This window comes from Filifactor alocis ATCC 35896, from assembly GCF_000163895.2.
Taxonomy (GTDB): Bacteria; Bacillota; Clostridia; order Peptostreptococcales; family Filifactoraceae; genus Filifactor; species Filifactor alocis.
In genome coordinates, this window is sequence record NC_016630.1 from 1200495 (window position 1) to 1221416 (window position 20922).

The 20922-nt window shown below is 34.6% G+C and carries 17 protein-coding genes; 4 read left to right on the forward strand and 13 right to left on the reverse strand.

The genetic code is table 11. The features are described from left to right. Window positions 1–69: 69 nt before the first annotated feature. Window positions 70–1293 (reverse strand): CPBP family intramembrane glutamic endopeptidase, encoded by a 1224-nt coding sequence (locus HMPREF0389_RS05270; RefSeq protein ID WP_014262631.1) that lies wholly within the window; start codon window positions 1291–1293, stop codon window positions 70–72. A gap of 86 nt (window positions 1294–1379) precedes the next feature. After that, complete coding sequence (purR, locus tag HMPREF0389_RS05275; RefSeq protein WP_014262632.1) at window positions 1380–2219, reverse strand: pur operon repressor; 840 nt, start codon at window positions 2217–2219, stop codon at window positions 1380–1382. Between the two features lie 222 nt (window positions 2220–2441). Between purR and murC the strand changes: the two genes are divergently transcribed. From murC to HMPREF0389_RS05290, 3 genes are read left to right on the forward strand one after another with little or no spacing between them, the layout of a single operon-like run. Next, a complete protein-coding gene (gene murC, locus HMPREF0389_RS05280; RefSeq protein ID WP_014262633.1) occupies window positions 2442–3800 on the forward strand; it encodes a UDP-N-acetylmuramate--L-alanine ligase in 1359 nt (452 codons plus the stop codon). 22 nt (window positions 3801–3822) lie between these two features. Further along, the gene (locus HMPREF0389_RS05285) at window positions 3823–5337 is read left to right on the forward strand and encodes a Ppx/GppA phosphatase family protein (RefSeq protein ID WP_014262634.1); all 1515 of its coding nucleotides are present in this window, start codon (window positions 3823–3825) and stop codon (window positions 5335–5337) included. Between the two features lie 31 nt (window positions 5338–5368). After that, window positions 5369–6094, forward strand: a complete 726-nt coding sequence (locus HMPREF0389_RS05290) for a transglycosylase domain-containing protein (RefSeq protein ID WP_014262635.1) — start codon at window positions 5369–5371, stop codon at window positions 6092–6094. 148 nt (window positions 6095–6242) lie between these two features. Here HMPREF0389_RS05290 and HMPREF0389_RS08745 read toward each other — a convergent pair whose 3' ends face one another. The 7 genes from HMPREF0389_RS08745 to HMPREF0389_RS05325 form a co-directional block, all read right to left on the reverse strand. After that, window positions 6243–6692, reverse strand: a complete 450-nt coding sequence (locus HMPREF0389_RS08745) for a hypothetical protein (RefSeq protein WP_014262636.1) — start codon at window positions 6690–6692, stop codon at window positions 6243–6245. A gap of 261 nt (window positions 6693–6953) precedes the next feature. Further along, window positions 6954–8486 (reverse strand): Mur ligase family protein, encoded by a 1533-nt coding sequence (locus HMPREF0389_RS05300; RefSeq protein ID WP_014262637.1) that lies wholly within the window; start codon window positions 8484–8486, stop codon window positions 6954–6956. A gap of 24 nt (window positions 8487–8510) precedes the next feature. Beyond that, window positions 8511–9704 (reverse strand): carboxylate--amine ligase, encoded by a 1194-nt coding sequence (locus HMPREF0389_RS05305; RefSeq protein ID WP_041251021.1) that lies wholly within the window; start codon window positions 9702–9704, stop codon window positions 8511–8513. Between the two features lie 438 nt (window positions 9705–10142). Continuing rightward, window positions 10143–11657: a dihydrolipoyl dehydrogenase family protein gene (locus tag HMPREF0389_RS05310; protein WP_014262639.1), complete on the reverse strand. Its 1515-nt coding sequence runs from the start codon at window positions 11655–11657 to the stop codon at window positions 10143–10145. Next, entirely contained in the window at window positions 11644–12663 is a 1020-nt protein-coding gene (locus tag HMPREF0389_RS08750) for an FUSC family protein (protein ID WP_014262640.1), read from the reverse strand. The genes HMPREF0389_RS05310 and HMPREF0389_RS08750 overlap by 14 nt, the downstream gene beginning before the upstream one ends. A gap of 227 nt (window positions 12664–12890) precedes the next feature. Beyond that, complete coding sequence (locus tag HMPREF0389_RS05320; protein ID WP_014262641.1) at window positions 12891–13382, reverse strand: GNAT family N-acetyltransferase; 492 nt, start codon at window positions 13380–13382, stop codon at window positions 12891–12893. Between the two features lie 93 nt (window positions 13383–13475). After that, complete coding sequence (locus tag HMPREF0389_RS05325; RefSeq protein WP_014262642.1) at window positions 13476–14402, reverse strand: NAD-dependent epimerase/dehydratase family protein; 927 nt, start codon at window positions 14400–14402, stop codon at window positions 13476–13478. 415 nt (window positions 14403–14817) lie between these two features. Between HMPREF0389_RS05325 and HMPREF0389_RS05330 the strand changes: the two genes are divergently transcribed. Then, window positions 14818–15018 (forward strand): cold-shock protein, encoded by a 201-nt coding sequence (locus tag HMPREF0389_RS05330; RefSeq protein WP_014262643.1) that lies wholly within the window; start codon window positions 14818–14820, stop codon window positions 15016–15018. A gap of 299 nt (window positions 15019–15317) precedes the next feature. Here the strand turns inward: HMPREF0389_RS05330 and HMPREF0389_RS05335 are convergent, their stop codons facing one another. Genes HMPREF0389_RS05335 through polA form a run of 4 tightly spaced genes read right to left on the reverse strand, consistent with a single transcriptional unit; the run spans window position 15318 to window position 20713 of the window. Further along, window positions 15318–16910, reverse strand: coding sequence for an ABC transporter substrate-binding protein (locus HMPREF0389_RS05335; RefSeq protein WP_014262644.1), 1593 nt, complete (start codon window positions 16908–16910; stop codon window positions 15318–15320). Between the two features lie 5 nt (window positions 16911–16915). Next, window positions 16916–17458: a lytic transglycosylase domain-containing protein gene (locus HMPREF0389_RS05340; RefSeq protein WP_041250819.1), complete on the reverse strand. Its 543-nt coding sequence runs from the start codon at window positions 17456–17458 to the stop codon at window positions 16916–16918. 23 nt (window positions 17459–17481) lie between these two features. Next, a complete protein-coding gene (gene coaE / locus HMPREF0389_RS05345; protein WP_049770205.1) occupies window positions 17482–18108 on the reverse strand; it encodes a dephospho-CoA kinase in 627 nt (208 codons plus the stop codon). Then, window positions 18095–20713, reverse strand: a complete 2619-nt coding sequence (polA, locus tag HMPREF0389_RS05350; protein WP_014262647.1) for a DNA polymerase I — start codon at window positions 20711–20713, stop codon at window positions 18095–18097. The genes coaE and polA overlap by 14 nt, the downstream gene beginning before the upstream one ends. Between the last annotated feature and the right edge of the window lie 209 nt (window positions 20714–20922).

The window sequence follows — 20922 nt, forward strand, 5'->3', positions numbered from 1 at the left end:
TATTATCCATGTTGAAAAATAACATCTACATGATGCTTTATTATTATTTTCAAAATTTAAGCAAGCAATTCAACCTTTTAATCTTCCTAATTTACTGCTTTTATCTGCCCTAAATACATCGGAACACAGAAACGGAATTGATATGATAAACAATATAATAGTTTGAACAGCTAACCCTTTATATCTAAAAGCAACAACTAATATACTCCATACAGACATCGTACTATGAATAGCATGAATGAATACCATGCACCATATGCTGCCTGATTTTTCATAAAAATATGCGAACCATATTGCAAAAAATATTTCCGTTATGATTCTAACGATACATATAAATGGGAAGTAGGATTTGAAAGTATAGCCATACGCTTTTATAGATTCCGGCAAAGCCATAAAATACTCATTGTTAAAATGCCATATTGCCCAAATTACTCCAAGTAATACAACTCCCCGTATTTTGCCAAACTTCTTTTGTAATTTTGGTTGCAGAAAAAATCTCCAACCATACTCTTCCCCAAACAGCAAACAAATTCCAATAGGATTAAACACCTGTATCAATAGATACAGAAATCCTGTTATATAAGTCAAAACTTCTTCTTTTGTTTCTGTTAATAAAACATCAAAGCTTATATGATTGCCTTGGTAATAGACAGTTTTAAAAATATCAGTATAAACATTAAGCAAGTACGCAACAAAAAAAGTTATAGCAGTTACTATCAACATTAAAATCGTATAAAGAAACACCCACTTTAATGTTTTTTTGAAATTTCCTCCCCGAAATCCCCATTTTTGGGCAATTTTTTTATCTTCCGACAGCAAGGATATTAATAAAACTATTCCTAACCCTAAGATAGCAATGTATACCCACGAACTGGTACTAGGTATAATTCCCAAGAAAACTGAAACGATAATAATTCCACCACATACTAGAAAGTAATTAAAAATATGTTTAGGATAGTTTTTATGTTTCAGCTTAATTGTAATCATAGCTGCCATAGCCGGAGTCAGAGTCTGAGTAGGATTGATTTGAAAATATTTCCCGATATGTTTAAAATAAGCGGCTACAGAAGTGAAAAGAAGCACCATTATTGATAGTATAATAAGAAAAAGCACTACATCATCCACTTCTTGAACACTTCTCATAAAATTTTGATAAAACTTGGTACTCTTAAATCTAGCAGGAATTTTTCCGGACTTTCTTGTAACCAGATTCATAGTATCTTCAATAGATTGTTCTTCAACAATGTTCCTTTTCTCATCAATATCTTGGTTCAAAGATAATTCCTTATCCATCGCCTACTCCTTTCGTTTTTATTCTTTTGTACACAAATTTAGAGATTGAAAATCCTATCCATCATAGCTTCTCATAAAATGCATCTCTATATAGATACTGATTTAGATGTAGTGTTACAGTCAAGCGCTTTTCGATTCGGTACAATTATTTTTTCATCCCCTTGACTTTGTATATGAATCAAAGAAATATAGTTATCAATTTCTTTCTTTTCGTTAGGGTTTGCTTCCATAAAAACACCTCTGGCAACGACTTCTGCAGAAAATTCTTTCATCAATTCTTCCATACCTTTCAAAGTGCCGCCTTTTCTCATAAAATCATCAATCAAAATTACTTTTGAATTCGGTTTGATGGATTTTCTGGATAATGACATACTTTGAATGGTTCCGCTTGTTCCGGAAAGATAGTTAATTCCTACAGTCGGTCCCTCCGAAACTTTGATATTTTTTCGGATAATGACAAGCGGTAAATTCATTGCTCTTGCTGTCATCAATGCCATCGGGATTCCTTTTGTTTCAATCGTAACGACATAATCTGTTTCGGAATAATCAATAATAGACGCAAAAATTTCTCCTATTTGTCTTGTATACACCGGATTATAAATCAAATCGATCAAATAGAAGAAATCTCCCACCAATTGTCTTTCCGGATCTGATATTTTTTCACATAGCTCTGTCAAAACTTCCAATATGTTTTCAGAATTCATGTAAGGAATGTATTTCATTCCGCCGGACGCTCCGGAAATCGTAATAATTTTCCCCAAATTCAAACGTTGGAATACATTTTTTACCACTACAATATCTTCACTCAATGTTGATTTTGCGGTATGAAATTCATCAGCAAAATTTCCTAATGTAAAAATTTTATTCGGATTATCTAATAAAATTTTTACGATTGCTCCGATTCTTTCCGTTTTTTTCATTTTCATCTCTCAAATTCCTCCTGACATTTCAATCTGCGAATTTTACAAACAAATATGATTCCTTGGATTCTATGGTCAAACTATCATTCCCAACACAAACAATTCTCCCAAAAATTAAGTATAAATTAAGTATATTAATATAAAAAAAACACAAGGTATGTTATAATAAAACGATATCATTAAATTAGAAATAATATAATATATTCCCTAAAGGAGTTGTAACTATATATGAAAGTTCATTTTATAGGCATTGGCGGAATCAGTATGAGCGGTCTTGCAAATATCTGCCTCAATTTAGATTATATCGTTTCCGGTTCCGATTCTCAAGAAAATTTTTTTACAAAAGAGTTAGCGAACAAAGGTGCCACTATCCATATCGGACAATCTGCCCAAAATATCAAACCGGATATTGACCTAGTTATATACACTGCAGCGATTCATCCCGATAATCCTGAATGGATGGAGGCAAAAAAACAAAATCTTAAAATGCTCAGCCGATCTGAATTTTTGGGACTTGTCATGAAAAAATATGAAAACTCTATTGCTATTTCGGGAACGCACGGAAAAACGACCACAACTTCCATGCTCTCCGTTCTGTATTCCTATTCTGACTATGACCCTACTATTTTAGTGGGAGGAAATTTAAAAGAAATTAACGGAAATTTCAGAATCGGTAATAGTGAACATTTTATTACGGAGGCATGCGAATACTTTGACAGTTTTCTTGATTTATATCCGAAATTCGGCATTATCTTAAATATCGAAGCAGATCATCTGGATTACTTTGACAGTTTGGATGTTATTATCCAATCTTTTAGAAAATTCTCTCAAAATGTTTCTTCCAATGGATACACGATTGCAAACGGTGATGACCAAAATGTGAGAACCGCCCTAAAGGATTTACCGAACTGTATCCTATTCGGATATGACAAGAACAATGATGCTGTCATTGTGGATAATTCTTTTGACAAAAATGGAAACGGGCATTTTTCTATTCAATTAGACAGTGATATTTTGGGCCCTTTTTCTATCAAAGTTCCCGGAAAACACAATATTATGAATGCTACCGCAGCGATTTTGACAGCATACAAAGATGATATTCCGTTGGAAAAAATTCAGCATGGAATCTTTTCATACCACGGTGTAGATAGAAGGTTCCAGTACAAAGGCAACTATGGAGATGTTCTTGTCTATGATGACTATGCACACCATCCATCTGAAATCAAGGCGACTCTATCTGCTGCAAAATTTTTGAATCCGAATCGTCTGGTTGCTATCTTTCAACCGCATACTTACACAAGAACCAAAAGCTTGTTAGAAGAATTTGCCACATCATTCTATGATGCTGACATTGTGATTATTACTGACATTTATGCATCTCGTGAAACGGACACCGGTTTGGTTTCTTCTCAAGATTTGGTCAATCGACTAAAAGCACATGGAAAAGATGCTATTCATCTAAATGACATTACAGAACTTCAAAATTACTTGGACCCTATCCTACAGAAGAATGACATCATCTTTACGATTGGTGCAGGAGATGTCTATAAACTGGGTGAACAATTGTTATTAAAAAACATGAAATAATAAAATACCAAGGGGGAGTTTTATGGAAATTATTGCTATTATTCATATCTGTGCAGATTCAGTACGAATGATCCAAATAAAACTGAATCGGGATAACGCTTACAATTTAATCGAAAAATACAGAGAACCGATTGACATTTTCGGAAAGCTTGACTCAAACGGAAATATCTTAAGTGATGCGATTTCTTCACTGATTACGATTCTGAAGAATTTTCAAAGTATCTGTGAAGCAAAAAAAGTAGATAAGTCTATTATCATCGGAACGGAAACACTTCGCTCTGTTTCCAACTCTAACATTGTGGTGGATTTGATTAAGAAAAAAGTCGGTATTCCGATTGAATTAATCAGTGAAGAACAGCAATGTTACTATGATATGTTATCAACTTCTGCTTTTGTAGAATACCCTAACGGACTGATTTTTGACTTAAGTGCAGGCAGCTTTCAACTGATTCATATGAAACACAGAACAATGGAATCTTTTTACAGTTTTCCGGAAGGCGCCATCCAATTAGGACATGTTTTTGGGGATACTTCTCTCTCAAAAGAAGAAAAAGAAAATAAGGTCAATGCTATCGCAGACAGAGTAATTCAACAAGTTCCATGGCTTTCGAAATTAGAAAATCTGCCTGTTATTGCTATGGGAAGAAATATTCGATATATTGCAAGATTGGATATGTATCTTAGAAAATATCCGTTGGACATCGTTCACGGATACTCTATCGATATCGACCGTATTGATTATCTCTACGAAAATTTCAATTTGGAAGTATTGGAAGATTGGGAAAAGCATGAAGATATTGAACATGACTACAATATTTTGCTCGGCGCTATCTTTTTTACAAAAACACTACTTCAAAAATTATCTGTTTCTTCTATCACGATTAGCGGCAACGGACTAAAAGAAGGCGTGTTCTACAACTATTTGATGAAGGAGAAAAAACTTATTATCCGCAGTCCTTTGATGCACTCTATCGAAAACATTATCAAACTGATGGAACTCGATTCGCTTCACGCTTTTCAAATCAGATGGCTTGCGATGGAGATTTTCACAAATATCAGAGAAGTATTGAACTTGCCTGAAACAACAGACATTGACTTACATCAAATTGTAAACACCAGTGCTTTATTGCATGATAGCGGGTCCGTTATCAATTACTACAACCATCATCACCATTCTTTCTGGGTTATCTTGAACTCTCCCATCTGTGGACTGACACACAAAGAATTGTTAATGAGTGCTTATATTGCCTCATTCCATAGAAAAAACAATTCTTATATCACTTTTGAACAATACTCAGAAATTCTAACGGAAGATGATATCAATATTATTCGAAAATTAGGTGTCATCCTAAAACTTGCAGAGTCACTGGATAAAAGAATGGATAACGTTGTAAAAAATATTGATTTTACCATAACAGATACCGAAATCGTCATGGAGATATCTGCCTCTATTTATTTGGATATGGAATTGAGAGATGCTTCCAGAATTTTAGACGAATTCGAAACAATCATCGGAAAAAAACTGATTCTAAAATAGAGTTATCTTTTGAAGTTATGGAGGAACAATCATGACATTACTTCATAAATTATTGAAAAAAGCATTTTTTATTTTCTTAACCATATTACTTGTCGTCACTTTAATGATATTCGGACGAGGATACCTGTCCTATCAACATATCGTGCATGATATTTCGATTGAACAGAAAATAGAATCCATTCGAAAATCACCGAATTACACTCCATTAAAAGAAGTGAATCCTTACTTCAAAAATGCAATTTATGCTGTAGAAGATTGTCGTTTTTATCAACATGGTGCGATTGACCCCATCGGACTCGTTCGCGCTATGAGCAGCAATATAAAACGTCGCAAATGGCGAGAAGGCGGAAGTACTATCACACAACAACTTGCCAAAAATATGTTTTTCTCTTATAAAGACAAAGGAACGCGAAAAATACCGGAATTTTTTATTGCAAAAGAGTTGGAACGACAATTGACAAAAGATGAGATTTTAGAGCTGTATATCAATATTATTTATTTCGGAGAAGGACATTATGGAATCCGGGAAGCTTCTTACGGTTATTTTGGTAAATCTCCTTCGGATTTAAACTTGAACGAAGCATCCTTGTTGGCAGGATTGCCGCAATCTCCAAGCATGCTTTCACTTAACAAGCATTACAGTCGTGCCAAGACACGACAAAAATATGTTTTGCAGGCAATGTACCGCAATAAGCTGATTTCAAAAGAAGAGCTGGAGCAGGTATTTGCTACAAAAAATAATCGTAAAAAACAGTAGTAATGCAGTTGATACCCTTGATAAACAAAAGAACTGACCACTTTCTTTATCCCTCTGCCCACAACACAAAAAGAGCAGACAAAATACCTGCTCTTTTCACTAAGTTCTGTACAATTCACCACTAATAAAATACTACTCTGCACATATTCTAATGCTGTGCAATACGGAAATCAATACTGATATGTCCCGGTGTGGAGGCACTTGATTTGGCATTAAAATAGAAACTTTGATTCGTATCGGTAACATCTGCAGTGATATGACCGCTTTTACCTGACTTGATGGTTCTTTCATTTTCACCGTTAATGCTGACTACAACATTGACGGAACCCTTGCTTCTAATCCAAAAATTTACCGTTTTTCCATTGTTTTTATTTAAGTAAACGTTATACTGATACTCTGGTCCCGAATAACTTCCTTCTGCAGTACCCATATGACCCATATGATGCACCGGTATTATCTCATTATCAACGGATGTTCTTTTCGATAAAACCTCGCCGTCCGAATCCGAAACATGATGCCCCTCTGCGCAGGAGGGAATCAGCATGCATATTGCCATTATTCCCACTGCCATACCGATTGTTTTTTTTCCGAACTTCATTACCAATCACTCCTTTGCATGATTATTTTATTTTCCTTAGGTGCAATTGAAATAATTATGTCTATAATGATGATAGCACAGTTTTTATAAGTTTATCCATACATTTTTTATATCTCTTCTTCGGTTGCTTTTTTTAATATGCCTACACTTGTTAAGTTATAAACCGTATCGGCTCACAAACAGGACAGCAGTTTCCTGAACAAACCTCTGCATAAACAAAAAAGCAGGTCCTATAACAACAATTCAATTCTTTGACGAAAATCATATGCCACAAATTCTGTTCTTTACCGAATCCATAATCTCTTCTCTTTCCTTCTCCGATTTTCCATCTGCAAGCTTTTCCAACAGTAATTTCCCACCAGAGTCCATTCCTTGACATCCGGCTAATAAGATAACATCTCCCGGCTGCACTTCCTTCAATACAAACGCAATCGCTTCCTCTAAGTCATCATAAATCGGAACTGTTCTCTCACAACAGTTCATAATATCTTGAAAAACAGTGATTTCTTCCTGTGTCACCTTATCTTTTTCTGTTACATGATGTACACTCTTTGTTGCAACAAATGTCTTTAGCGGCAGATTTTCAATTCCACTACAAATTTCTTCTGCATTCTCACGATTGACAACAACACCACGAGAGCCTCGAATGGCATAGATAAAATGTAATTGCTCATATTTCATTTTTTTCAATGTCTCTAATGTCACACGGATGTTTCCCGTGTTTGCAAAATGATCATCTATTATCTTAAACTCCTTGTCATAGATTAATTCAAACCTTCTCTCTACTCCCTTAAAAGAATGCAACCCGTCCTGAATGGTATCAATATCAATCTGACATAACAGACATAGTTCCATCGCAGCCATCGCATTATAAACACTGTGATATCCGGGAACGGAAAGAGCTATCTTTACCTCACTGTTCAAAAGCGACAGTGTACTCTTCGTAGGGTTAGGTACAATCTTCCAATTTGCAATTCCTGTACTCAGGTCCAATTGTGTACAATACAAATCACCGCGATTGCTTTCTACACTGTATGTGATAACCTGATTCTGCTTTTCTTGAATAAGGTCGTGTAACAAACTATCATCGGCATTGATTACTGCTTTTGCAGAAGGTTTCATTCCTCGAATCAAGGTAGATTTGATTTGAAAATAATCTTCAAAACTTCCATGTAAATCAATATGGTCACGACTAATATTGTTGAAACACACAAAATCAAAATCTACACCATGAACACGATGCAATTCCAATGCGGAAGAGGACACTTCCATTGTTAAATGAGTCACTCCCTGCTCCACCATCATCGCCATATATTTTTGAAGATCCAAAGATTCCGGTGTTGTTAAAACGGATGGAATCACCTCATTCAAAGAACGAATCATTACCGTTCCGATAATGCCTGTCTTTTTTTTCGCTTTTCTCAAAACCTCATCCACCATAAAAGCTGTTGTTGTCTTTCCATTTGTTGCAGTAATTCCTATCACTGTCATCTTTTTAGAAGGATTATCATAATAGTTTGAACTCATGGTTGCAAGTGCAATTCTACTATCCTCCACTTTGACCTGAGGAATGTCTATGTCTTGAAAAGTCTCGACAACGGCAACAATCGCATTGTGTTCAACCGCAGATGCCAAATATTTATGTCCATCTGCCTTATATCCCTTAATACATACAAACAATCCATTTTGTTCTACCTTTGCCGAATGATAAGCAAGAGAAGAAATTTCCAAGTCCATATCCACATTTTTATATTCTATTACAGATACATTTTGCAACAGTTTCGATAGCTTCATATTATTTCTCCTTCCAATTATTTCTTACTTTTTCGTTCGAAATTTTCGCATCACTCTTTTTGTCAACTGTTTGTTAAACTCCCAAAATGGTTTTTGATCATCGATATCCCAAATCGCCGGAGCTTTTTTGGTACAATATGATTTTGCGATTTGCAGCGGTGTGAGTTGTTTGGTCTTGATATAATCTCTTACTGCAAACATATCTTCATAAGCACACCAAAATACAATTCCTAAATCTTTTTCAATCGACTTGTTCGGCAACGGAGCTCCTATCATTTCACGATAAGTAATATACGGCATATTTAATCCGCACTTATACAACAGTGCGTTGAAGTTCGTAATTCGTACATTCACTTCGATGATATAAAACTGTCCCGTATTCTCATCTTTTTTGAACTCTATCTCTGCAAAGCCTCGAAATCCTGTCTTCTTTAAGAAAGGTGCCGCAATATCATATAACTCTTTGACATATTTTTGTGTTGTATATACAGATGCACCGAAGTTAATCGGATACTGTCTATATTTTTGGCAAGTTGTCCAATGCGTAATCTCTCCCTCTTGGTTGATATATGCATCAAAAGTATACATATGGTCATCAAATCCCGGAATAATTCGCTGAATAAAGACATCGATATTTTTTTCTTTTGCTTTTGCCACTGCCTCTTCAAGCTCTTTTTCATCACAGACCTTAAACATCTTCTGTCTGAATTCATGCATAAAAGAAGGGGAGTCTGCCGGTTTTACCATACAAGGAAATCCAACATTCTGCTTTACCTTCTCCATAAAGTTGTCCTCATCCAAAAGTACTGTTTCAGGAATCACAGCTCCGATTTCTTGACAAAACTGATAAAACTTATCTTTATCCATCAATTTCGTATAGATTCCTTTTTCTTGCATCGGAAACAGATAATATTGTTTCAGCTCATCAAAATAGGTATCTATAAACTCTACATAAGGATCTGCAGTGGGAATCAACACCGGCTTTTCTTCCTGTCCCTTTGCATAATCAATCAAAAATGATAAGAAACGCTCCGGTTCATTTTTATAATGAGGTGCAATTCCTATCTCTTTACAGTATTTTGACTCCAAACCGTATGCTTTATCTCTATCATAATCAACAGCTGTAACAGATACACCCGCTTTTCCCAAACATCGAATCGTACTTAAACCGATGTAATAGTTTGCTCCGAGTACAACTGCCTTATTTTTATATTCCATTTTCTTGATTCTCCTTTTGTTCAATATAGCTTCATTGTAACACAACACAGTATTGTTATCATCTTTTTTCGCTTGAAATCTATAAATTTCAAACCATGTTCTTTCTTTTTTCAAAACATAGCCGTTTTGTGATTTTATACAAAATTTCATTTCAGATATAACACTCTACTGCTACTACAAAAATCCAATGAAATTACCATAAATTCAAATTTGAAATAATCTCCCTGAATCTCGCCCTATTTGAAATAAAAAAAGTCCCACACTTCTTTAAAATAATAAAATGATGAATAACAATTGCAAATGATGATATGAAACAATTCAAACAACTAATAGTACACATTGTGAGAAAAGGCAAGCAAAGCAGATACGAATAAAAAAGGAACCTCTGCAAATTTACAAAAGTTCCCTTTCAAATTTATTATTTTTCTTTATCATCGTTTATTCTTCATCTACATGATAATAAGTCCATGCAGGTACTTCCGACAAAGTAGGATGTGCTACCATGGTTTCTCTTAAAGTCATAAATTGGTCTGATGCCAACTCTCTTGTCAATCCCTCTCTTCGCAACTGTTGTGTCACTTCGCTTCCGATATGTGCGTTCATCGGTTGCAAGGTATGTGTTCCGGAATTCATCATCGTAATAAAAGATTGAATCAAGACGGACGCGTCCTCTCCCACAACATGCAATCCCAAGATACGGTTCGTCTTTTTATCCAAAATCAATTTTGCAAATCCGTCATATTCACTATTCGGTTCAAATCCCAACGCATATCCTTTTGCTGTTTGAGAATATCGATTCATCCCGACAGAAACTTCATATCCCAATTTTTCCGCTTCCTCTTGTGTCAAACCTACATGAGCAACTTGAGGATAGCAGAATGTTACATAAGGTACCAGTGAATATTCTGCCCAACGAAATTCATTCGGTTGTTTGCCCATAAACAAATTGTGTGCGACAATATCAGCTTCATAGTTTGCCTTATGTCTAAACTGTTGTCTTCCGTTGATATCACCGACTGCCCAAACGCCATCTACACTTGTTTCCAAAAATTCATTTGTTACAATCCAACCTCTTTTATCAACCTCAATGGAAGTATTTTCTATTTTCAACAAATCAGAATTCGATCTGATGCCCGGTGCTATAAAAATTTCTTCCGCAGATACAGTAGTAATCTCTCCGGTTGCCCTATCTTGAATCTCTAATACCTTTTTTGTTCCTTCTTGTCTGATCTCATTTGTTTCCTTGTTCAAATGAACTTCTACCCCGAATTTTCTAAGGTATTTTAAAACCAATTCGGAACTTTCCTTTTCTTCCTTCGGTAAAAGTCTAACATTGTGTTGAACTACGGTAACTTTTGTCCCCATTGCGGAAAAAATATGTGCAAACTCTACTCCGATTGGTCCACCCCCGACAATAATCAAACTTTCATAGGGTTTTGTAGGATACTTTTCTCCAAAAAATGTTTCGCTTGTCAAATATCCAACCTCTTCCAAGTTTTTTATAACCGGAACTTTCGTTCTTCCTCCCACATTGATAAAAATCTTATCTGCTGTCATCTGTTCTGAAGTTGTTCCATTCCTATATGATACTTCTATCACTTTATCAGAAACAAAATATCCTGTCCCTTCATACGCATCCAAATTTTTTTCGTGATGATAGAACTCATTCAATTCTTGACTCTCGTCAATCTTGTCCCAAACCCTATCAGACACAACTTCCCAATCCACAGTGGGTTTTGTCGTTTTAATTCCGATTCTATCACTTTCTTCAATTTTTCTTATTTGGTCTGCAACAGTTGCCAATACCTTTGTCGGAATACAACCTCGTGTCAAACAGGTTCCACCGAATTTTCCACGTTCAATTTGCGCACAATGCAATCCCTCCTTTAGCGCCTCTTCCAAAATAATATTGCCTGCGCCGGTTCCTATCACAATCACATCATACTTCTTCATTCTTTATTCCTCCTATTAACTCTAACTGTTTTTCCAATCGTTCCAAGCCATCCAATATCTTATGAATATGATAATTGTAAATCACCTTTGTCTCTTCCTCCAAGCACTCTTCACAAGTATTGTAATATTCGTGGCGTTGCACATCCGTTTTATTTATAGATTCTTTCTGTTTTTTTGTAGATTCTTGATGCAAAGATTCCTGATATAAATCTGACAGATCACTTTGTCCCATACGCTGCAATCTCTTGATGTTTTCTTCATCCGGTTTTCCGTACAATTGCAACTCCTGCATAATACAAATATGTCGATATACCTCATTCAAATCTCTGATAACCTCATCCCACAAAATACTGTTTGATTCCTCGTTGAATAAATGTTTTGTATACCATCGACTGTCAGCCAAATATATTTTATACAAACGTTTTATCTTGGACAGTCGCTGTTCCAATGACTCTATATCAATTGCCCTATCATTGCTCAATTTTTGCAAAAAAACTCGTTTTTCTTCCATAAATAATTGCTCCGCATCATCCACAAACTGTTTTTCATAGTTGGGAGGTGAAATCAGATAATTCACTGCAAATGCAATCCCAATTCCTATCACCGTGTCCAACACACGAACAATCGCATAATATGAAACGCTTTCATCCCTCGTCGTAAGACAGATAGATAAAAACACAATCAGTGAAATTTGAATCGATTGGTTCCATTTTAACTTCAGCTGAACATACATAATCAAAACAGCAAGAATTCCAATGATAACGGCATTCCATACAATATATTCGGAAATGCAGAAATTCAAATAAATGATTCCCGCTATTCCTCCTAAAATGGTGCCTGAAATCCTGCCCAACCCCTTTTTAAAACTGTCATCCAATGTATTTTGCATTGCAATAATTGCTGCAATCACAGTAAAAAAAGGATATTGCAAATGAAATGTGCTCGAAACCAAAACACCGATAGCCATTGCTATTGCAGTCTTGATTACCCTCATTCCTATAACCATATTGTCTCCCTCACTCATTTTTATATCTGTCTATTAACATACCCTAATTTTTAATATTTAAAATAATTTATTGCCTTATCTTTTAAAATAACAAAACAGTAAACCTTTTTTGATTTACTGTTTTTAACAATATTATTTCCTATAAGTAATAAATTTAAAGAAAAATCGTTACTAACATCACATTAAACTCTTATTAATGTCAATAATTTTAATTCTTTTAATTATCACTATCCTTTATATACATACATTACTTCTCGAAGAATCTTCCCTCCAATATTAACATCGATACAGTTGTCAGTTTCTATAAAATGATGCTTTTTATAAAATTTTTTTGCTAAATCATTTTCATCCAAAACCCACAAAAATAACTCATCATATCCTTTATTATTTAATTCTAGAATAACTGTTTCAAATAATTTTGTTTCATACCCTTTCCCTATATGCTCTGGACATAAATACATAGTAACAATTTCTCCATAATTGGGATACTCAGAAAATCGTGATTGACAAAAACTACTCGCACCAACATATTTCCCATCCTCAATGCACAGAAGTATGTACCAATCAGATAATTCTAACATTGGTATCCATCTATCTTTCTCAATAGAATCAAGAAATTGTTGTGGAATGATATTTTTATAAGCATACTTCCAGCTTCGCTCATATATTTCACTAACTCTAAGTTTATCATCTAGTTCACTAATATATCTAATTTCCAATTCAAATCCCTATATTCTAATTAACTTTTATCATTATAAGCATAGTTATTCACAAAAAAACTGCAAGCATTATACATTTAGTAATATATTATTCTAACAATCTGTATCATCGTATCTATTTCTCACCAAGTATTTATCTATATAATCTACAAAAGGTTTCCTATTAACTTTTTCTGTATTACTTTTGTACCATTCATAAGATTCTTTCAACCCTTCTTTCACATCCTTGCATTCTAACATCAAATCATTTTGTTTATCAACACAAAGACGATATTCATAATCATAGAAACTAAAATAATTTCTTTGTTCCACTTCCTGATTTACATAAACGAATTCCAATTTTTCCCCAACTATTTCATAGCACATAGAAACCCAATCTTTAGTGCTAATTAACTTACTGTTTCCTACATTAAAAATATGATTAGACGGTTTCTTCTGTAATAAAATATCAAAAAACTTACACATGTCCTCTACAAATAAAAACTGTAATTTCATACTTCCATTATTAGGTAAATAAAATTTTCTACCAGACACCGCACAATCAAAAACAAAGGACTCTCTATATACATTATTCATCGGTCCATAGAGATAGGGTGGTCTAACTATGTACGCAGACGGATTTCTATTTAATAATAATTTCTCCGCTTCTATTTTGTTAATTCCATATTGACCCCAAAATTTATTTTCACCTACCTTACATTCTTCTGTAAAAGGTTGAATTCCATCTTCCGGGTACACCGCACTTGAACTAATTAAAATATACTCTTTATGTTCCCCCAATGCATCCAATAATAAATCTACTTCTTCCGCTGTATAGGCATGGTCAATTACCACATCAAATGAATATGGTCTTAATTTTCTACCAATATGATGACGATCCGCTTGAATTAGTATTACTCCTTTAGGTTGTTCTTTAGTATTCCGATTCATTACATAGACTTCATATCCTTTTTTTACATAATATTCTGCAATCGTTCTTGTCACAAATACAGTCCCGCTGGTAACTAATATTTTTTTCATATCAAATATCCTTCTAAACTATTTTAAATTGAAATAAGAATAAATCATATTCTTGTTATCACTATGCCACCATTACTTTCCTTCCTATATTTTAATATACTTATATGTAACTTGTACAGTGATAAAACTTTTCATTTCTTAGTTTATTGTTTATTTTTCAATTTGTCTACTATTGATTGAATTTTAGAAATATATGCCCCATTCTTTCCGTTGAAATATTTGAAAAATCAAAAAAAATACCCCAATTATATTCGATTTTATATTGACTTTTGCAAAATATAATGATATAGTTAAACGGTATCATCCCTTATTGAAAAATAAGGATAATTCTTATTGTACATATTTGGATTTTTTGAAATTCTTCTGTGAGCTATAGGGATTGACAAATGTAATTTTATTTATTGGAGGATGTAACATGAAACAAGGAAAAGTAAAATGGTTTAATGCAGAAAAAGGATTTGGATTTATTTCAGTAGAAGGCGAAAATGATGTTTTCGTTCATTTTTCTGCAATCCAAACAGAAGGATTCAAAACTCTTGAAGAAGGACAAGATGTTGAGTTTGAAATCGTTGACGGAGCAAGAGGACCTCAAGCTTCTAATGTAACAAAACTATAATATCAAAAATAAATACGGATTTGTCCGTAGTATAAATTTTGAACTTTCTAAGTAGAATGTATTTTGTTTGTATAACAAGGTACATTCTTTTTTGTTCTATAACTCTGTTTATGCTAATCCCTAATTAAAAGTTATAATAAAACTCTGATTTTCTAATACTACTATAAGTTATTCTCTTTTTCATCATCATATACTATGTCTATAGTTTAAAATTAGTGTTTCGTATAAAAAACAGAGCATTGATTTATCGATATCCCAATGCTCCGTTACAAAATCTCTATTTATTGTCATCTCATTCACTACTCCTGTGAAGATTCTTCGACCTTCTCTTCCGGAGAGCTGACAGCTGACTCATCTTCTGTTTTTTTCTCTTGTTTCGCATATACTTTATCTACAATCTTCAAATCCTCAATTCCATAGTAAATATCAAACTTATTCGGTCTCAATGTTCCTTGTATCCTACGATTCACCGCCACACAAGAATCCAAGTGACCGAATCCCGCATAAAAAGCCTGCTGAATAAATTGTTTCTGAAATTTGTGATAGTTCTGTAAAAATAATGTTTTGGATTGTTGTGTTTGTATTACATTCAACGATTGCTGTAATGCACTTGTATCATAAAATGAAAGATTTTTTGTGCTCGCAAATTTCATCACATCAGGATAAAATCCTGTCCAATATCCAATCAATGCCATATCATAATTTCCGGAATGAAGTCTTTGTTTCAACTCATCTGATGACAAACCGACTATTTTGATATCGACTCCGACTTTTTTCCACTCCTGTTTTATGAGATTTGCAGCAGCATATCGAAGCGGACGATGGGAATCTACCAATAACTCATACTCTCGTTTCTCGGAAGACACAAAATCTCGTTTCGTTCTTTTGATATCATACGGAATCTGAATCCCTTCCAAATGACACAAGGAATTTTGAGGAATGAATATCTCATTGCATCTGTTATCAATGCGATAACCGTTTTTCAAAATCATATCTCGATTTAATGCAGAAATAAGAGCTTGTCTGTTTTTAACGGTATGGAAAGGCTCCTTTTTTGTGTTAAACAGAAGCATTTCATATTGCAGACTCGGAAATTGCGTTACTTCAAAAAGCTCATAATCATACTTACTGATGTCATCTCGCCCAAAATTGATCATATCTGAATCTGTTGACAAAAACAAATTGCTACGAATTTCTTCTGTTTCTACCATTTCAAATTTAATTTTTTTGATATTTCCTATCTTTCCGTAATAATCGGAGAACTCCTTAAAGAGAAGTGATCTGACATCTTCAGATTGATCAAACTGATATCGTCCTGTTCCATTCCATACAAAAGGTGTTTTGGAACCGGAACTGTATTTGATAATAGGAAACAACAAGCTGTACTCCTGTAGTATATTGCTCTGCTTCAAATGCAACGCAACAGTTTTATTATTCAAAACAGAAACGCTTGCAATATTGTTTATCATAGGATAATATACACTCTCAGGATGAGATTTCAGAAAATCTATTGTATATTTTATATCCCTTGCCGTTACCTGGGTGCCGTCATGCCATTTGGCATCCGAACGAATATTAACAGTCATGTCCTTGTTTTCATTTTGATAAGAAAAGCTATCCGCCAACCGATTTACAACATTGTACTGTTCATTCAAGCTAAACAGTCCGTCATATACCAACTTCAAGGCATAGTCTACCGATTCTTCCGTTACAAGCAACGGATTCCAAATTTTGCTCTCCACTATTGTAAGATGTAAGGTATCATCTCTTTTTTCAAACAATATTTTTTTAGAATCTGCCTCTTTCTGTTCTGAAGTTTGTGAAGTGCAGCCTGTAACAGCAATCAAACTCAAAGCTACAAAAGCACATATCCTTTTCCATCTCTTCATCATAGTAATCACCTATAATATTTATTGTATTCTGTGTAATATTTTTTCACTTTTTCAATATATTGCTGTGTTTCTCTGTACGGCAAGTTACTTGAATTGCTCTGTCCCGGAACTAAAATGCCTTCTTGCATCCATTCCTTTGTCTTTCCGGGACCTGCATTGTAAGCAATAATAATTAAATCAATATCGTCAAAAGTATTTTGAAGAGTGGAAAGATACCATGTCCCTGCTTGAATATTCTTTTCGATATCATAAGGATCTTGAATTCTTAAATCGATTTTTTCTGAAATCCAATCCAAGGTTCCTTCCGTTACTTGCATCAATCCCATCGCACCTTTTGAAGATGTTGCATACGGATAAAATCTGCTCTCTGCTTTCATAACAGCATAAATTAAATTTTCTTCCACTCCGTATGCTTCTGCATATTTTAATACATACTCGTGGTATCTTTTTGGGTATAAGACATATTTCTGTGGAGAATAAATTACCGTAACGATTCCCAACATTCCTATACACATCATTATAATTAGAAATTTGACAAATTTTTTCAATCTTCTTCCTCTCTATCCGAACCTTACTCATAACGACTCATTACATCTGAAATCATATCATCAATTTGTTGGTATAATGCTTCTTTCGTGCCGTTATTATTCAAAACATAATCTGCTCTTTCTTTTTTTTCTTCTTGAGGCATTTGATAGCCTATGATTTGTTCAATTTGTTCCAATGTACGATTGTCTCTTTCTCGAATCCTTGCAATTTGTTTTTGTTTATCCAAACAAACCAATGCTACAACATCTACCAATTCTTCCATATTTGCCTCATATAACAATGGTATATCATATACAACGATAGGATGAATGTTTGATAAAAGAGCTTTTCTTTTTTCAAACTCCGCTTTAATTCGAGGATGAATCATTCGGTTCAATTGTTGTAACCATTCTTTATTTTCAAAAACCAATCGCCCGAACAGAAGTGTATCAATATATCCCTGTTGATTCAATATGTTTTCTCCGAAAAGAACGGACAGCTCCCTGCAAAAATTTTTGTCTGTGTAGAGGTTTTTTACCGTCTGATCTGCATCTAAAACGGGAATCCCCCTTTTTTGTAAATAACGGGACGCTGTAGATTTTCCTGTTCCGATGGAACCTGTGAGCCCTAAAATAATCATATTGCTCTCCTTATTACTATTTTGTTTCATACCACGAATCTCCGATGGTCGCATCTACTTTTAACGGTACATCCATGCTCCAAGCACCTTCCATAAGCTCTATCACCTTGTCACGAACATATTTTGCATCGTCTTCCCTAACTTCCAACAACAATTCATCATGTACTTGTAAGACCAATTCAGCATCTATTTTTTCTGTTTTCAGCCACTCAAACACACGATTCATCGCTATTTTGATAATGTCGGCGGCCGACCCCTGAATCGGAGTGTTCATTGCCAATCGTTTCCCCATATTTTTTACAATAAAATTACTTGATTTGATTTCGGGGATATAGCGTCTTCTGCCACAAAGTGTGGTACTGTACCCCAACTCCTCCACTTCTTTTACAATCGTATCCATGTAAGTTTTGATTCCGGGATATCTGGCAAAATAAAGGTCAATATATTCTTTTGCTTGTTTCTTTGTAATGTTCAAATTGTTAGACAAACCGAAATCGCTGATTCCGTAAACAATTCCGAAGTTAACCGCTTTGGCTGCACTTCTCAATTCTTTTGTGACTTCCTCTACCGGAACAGAAAAAACCTCTGATGCCGTTTTGGTATGAATATCCATACTGCCATGGAATCCTTCTATCATCTTCTTTTCCTGTGCCATATGCGCCAATACTCTCAACTCAATTTGAGAGTAGTCGGCATCCACCAAAACATACCCCTCTTTTGCAACAAATACCTTTCTCAGTTCCCTACCCATTTCTGTACGGACGGGAATATTTTGCAAATTAGGTTCCAAAGAAGAAATCCTTCCTGTTGTTGTCAAAGTTTGGTTAAAAGTAGAATGTATTCTTTTGGAGGTAGGATTAATCAACGACAACAGTCCTATCACATAAGTAGATTGTAATTTGCTCACTTGTCGATAGGACAAGATTTTGGAGATAATAGGATGTTTATCATAAAGTTTTTCCAAAATTTCCGCTCCGGTGGAATAACCTGTCTTTGTCTTTTTGATGACCGGAAGTTGTAGTTTTTCAAATAAAACAACTCCCAACTGCTTCGGTGAATTGATGTTAAATTCTTCGCCCGCCAAATCATAAATTTCTTGTTCATACTGAACAATTAACTTTGCAAATTCTTGTTCCAATTCACAAAGCACATCTTCATTGACTGCAATTCCGAGATACTCCATCTCGCCTAATACTTTCATTAAAGGCAATTCTATCTTTTCAAACAAAAACTTGGTATCTTCTTCTTGAATCATATCCAGCATTTTGGTTTTGCAATGAGAAATGATCGCCAAAATTTTAGCAAAATATTCGTCCATCTGAACACGATTTGCCATAGAAAAAGACATTCTCTTTTTTCCTTTTCCAAGCAAGTCCTCTAAATTCGGACTCACAATCGGCATACCGTATTTTATACCAATCTTTTCCGGTTCCTGCTCTACTTCCGACGGATTGAGAATATACTGCGCCAGTTGGCTGTCAAAAGAAATTTTAGGCAGTGTAATTCCATAAGGTTTCAATGCTGTATACTCTCTTTTCAGATTATTTCCATAGATAAAAACATTCTCTCTTTCCAACAGCTCTTTCAGTTTTGGTATGTTCTCTTCTTCCACCGCATAAGTAATGGAATCTGCCAAAAGATAAAGTCGTACTATTCGTTTCGTCAAAATATTTCCATCTTCAATCGCAGCAATCAGTCCAATCTCTGTTGGATTTTGTTGCAAAAGTTCTTCTATTTCATAACTAATGTTGATATCTGTAGTAGAAGTTTCTTCTTCCTTGTATTCCAACTTGGACATCAATGAAGTGAACCCATACTTCATAAATAAACTTCTTAACTGCTCTCCGGATTTTTTTTCATAAAGCAATTCATCCAATGAAAATTCCACCGGTATTACACGAACTATCGTAGCCAACCTCTTACTCATAACAGCCGACTCATATCCGGCTTCCATTTTGGTCTTGACGGCACCTTTCAATTCATCAATATGCAAAATCAAATTTTCAATCGAATCGTATTCTTTCAAAAGTTTGATTCCTGTTTTTTCTCCAATTCCTGCAACTCCCGGAATATTATCCGAACTGTCTCCCATCAGTCCCTTCAAATCAATAAACTGTTTCGGAGTCAATTCATACCGTTCTTTCACCTTATCTTCATCATAAACTTCCAAGTCGCTGATTCCTTTTTTGGTAAAAAGAATTTTCGTTGTCTTAGAAGCCAATTGCAGTGCATCCCTATCTCCTGTCAAAATAAAAACTTCCAAATTTTCATCTTCTCCGATTTTGGATAGAGTTCCAATGATATCATCTGCTTCAAACCCTTCGATTTCCGCCCTATGCACCCCCATTGTATCAAGTAACTCTTTCAACGGTTGAATCTGCATTGCAAGTTCAGGAGGCATCCCTTTCCTTGTTCCTTTATAATCTTTGTACTCCTTGTGACGAAAAGTAGGTCCTTTCAAATCAAAAGCAACACTCACATAATCCGGAGCATATTCATCCATCGCTTTGTAGAACATCATCAAAAAACCATAAATGGCATTGGTATACAACCCATCCTTTGTCATAAGTGGCGGCAACGCATAATACGCTCGATTAATCAATGAATTTCCATCAATCAGAAATAACCTTTTCATAACAACTCCATTCTATACTCTGTGAGATACAAAATCTGCATCTCATATAAATATTGTAATCAATAATATCAAACTTCCTAACAATCTTTCTTTTCTGACACACAAACTGTAGCTTATCATGACAATTAACCCTGTTTTATTCATCCCTATATTATAACCCAAACCGTTCTTTTTTTGTACTGATTTGCCAAATTTACCGCAGAAAAATG

Bases quoted from the DNA above. Each gene is read 5' to 3' on its own strand.
- HMPREF0389_RS05325 (WP_014262642.1), bottom strand. From the start codon at position 14,402: ATGAAAAAAATATTAGTTACCAGCGGGACTGTATTTGTGACAAGAACG.
- HMPREF0389_RS05270 (WP_014262631.1), bottom strand. From the start codon at position 1,293: ATGGATAAGGAATTATCTTTGAACCAAGATATTGATGAGAAAAGGAAC.
- HMPREF0389_RS05290 (WP_014262635.1), top strand. From the start codon at position 5,369: ATGACATTACTTCATAAATTATTGAAAAAAGCATTTTTTATTTTCTTA.
- HMPREF0389_RS08750 (WP_014262640.1), bottom strand. From the start codon at position 12,663: ATGGTTATAGGAATGAGGGTAATCAAGACTGCAATAGCAATGGCTATC.
- coaE (WP_049770205.1), bottom strand. From the start codon at position 18,108: ATGAAACAAAATAGTAATAAGGAGAGCAATATGATTATTTTAGGGCTC.
- HMPREF0389_RS05310 (WP_014262639.1), bottom strand. From the start codon at position 11,657: ATGAAGAAGTATGATGTGATTGTGATAGGAACCGGCGCAGGCAATATT.
- HMPREF0389_RS05300 (WP_014262637.1), bottom strand. From the start codon at position 8,486: ATGAAGCTATCGAAACTGTTGCAAAATGTATCTGTAATAGAATATAAA.
- purR (WP_014262632.1), bottom strand. From the start codon at position 2,219: ATGAAAATGAAAAAAACGGAAAGAATCGGAGCAATCGTAAAAATTTTA.
- HMPREF0389_RS05330 (WP_014262643.1), top strand. From the start codon at position 14,818: ATGAAACAAGGAAAAGTAAAATGGTTTAATGCAGAAAAAGGATTTGGA.
- HMPREF0389_RS05305 (WP_041251021.1), bottom strand. From the start codon at position 9,704: ATGGAATATAAAAATAAGGCAGTTGTACTCGGAGCAAACTATTACATC.
- murC (WP_014262633.1), top strand. From the start codon at position 2,442: ATGAAAGTTCATTTTATAGGCATTGGCGGAATCAGTATGAGCGGTCTT.
- HMPREF0389_RS08745 (WP_014262636.1), bottom strand. From the start codon at position 6,692: ATGAAGTTCGGAAAAAAAACAATCGGTATGGCAGTGGGAATAATGGCA.
- HMPREF0389_RS05335 (WP_014262644.1), bottom strand. From the start codon at position 16,910: ATGATGAAGAGATGGAAAAGGATATGTGCTTTTGTAGCTTTGAGTTTG.
- polA (WP_014262647.1), bottom strand. From the start codon at position 20,713: ATGAAAAGGTTATTTCTGATTGATGGAAATTCATTGATTAATCGAGCG.
- HMPREF0389_RS05285 (WP_014262634.1), top strand. From the start codon at position 3,823: ATGGAAATTATTGCTATTATTCATATCTGTGCAGATTCAGTACGAATG.